This is a genomic window from Massilia sp. DJPM01 (assembly GCF_030348125.1).
In the GTDB taxonomy this organism is placed as follows: Bacteria; Pseudomonadota; Gammaproteobacteria; order Burkholderiales; family Burkholderiaceae_D; genus Telluria_A; species Telluria_A frigida.
The window spans coordinates 1-870 of sequence record NZ_JAQOZV010000199.1; the positions used below are offsets into that span (position 1 = coordinate 1).

General features: G+C 61.8%; 1 protein-coding gene. It reads right to left on the minus strand.

Going from position 1 to position 870, the window contains the following annotated elements; translation table 11 throughout:
* Positions 1-849 (minus strand): ketoacyl-synthetase C-terminal extension domain-containing protein (locus PO883_RS34650; protein WP_289313827.1); only part of this gene is annotated, 849 nt, incomplete at its 3' end.
* Between the last annotated feature and the right edge of the window lie 21 nt (positions 850-870).

The following is an 870-nucleotide window of genomic DNA, read 5'->3' on the forward strand; positions in this document are numbered from 1 at the left end:
AGCCTGGACCTGATGATCGGCCAGGAAGAATTCATTGCCGCTGAAAGTCGAGGTAAAGCGCTGCTCGCTCAAATCCGAGGTGTTGGCGTGCAATAGCGGATGCAATAGCGTCGAGGCAATGCCAGCCGCAGGTGCCGCCTCGGCTTCCACCCAATAGCGGTCCTTCGCAAACGGATAGGTCGGCAGGCTCAGCCGCTGCGGCTTGACTGCACCGTACAAGCGTTCCCAGCGTACATTCAAGCCCTTGCTCCAGATCTCCAATACGCGTCCGTAGCGGCCTTTGGCCAGCCAGGCATCCAGCAATGCCGAGGTATCTTCGTCCGCCGACAATACCGATACCGCTTCCTTGTTGCGCTTGACCTGTCCCCGTACGCCATCGCCAAGGGCGCCGTCGGCAGCGAAACCGCGCAGCTTGTCGACCAGCTCCGCCAGCGACGATACCGCCCAGCCCAGCCGCTCTTCCATCCCATCCCGGCCAAGCTGCAAGGTATACGCCAGCGCCGTCAGATCGGTCTGCTCATGCTGCTGCAGATAGGCCAGCAGATTGGCCGCCGTCTCGCGCAAGCGATCTTCATTGCGGGCCGACAGCACGATCAGCGACGGCCCCGGCACCACTGCCGGCGCCATTGCCGCCACCGGTACATATTCCTCCAGCACCACGTGGGCATTGACGCCGCCAAAGCCGAACGAACTGACCCCTGCGCGCAGCGGCAATGCACGCCCCTGCGCATCGGTTTGCGTCTGCCATGGCGCCGTCTCCTGGACCACATAGAACGGACTGTCGGAGAGATCGAAATAAGGATTGAGCGGCGCGCTGTGCAAACTCTTGACCAGCGTCTTGTGCTTCATCTGCAGCAGCACCTTGATCAC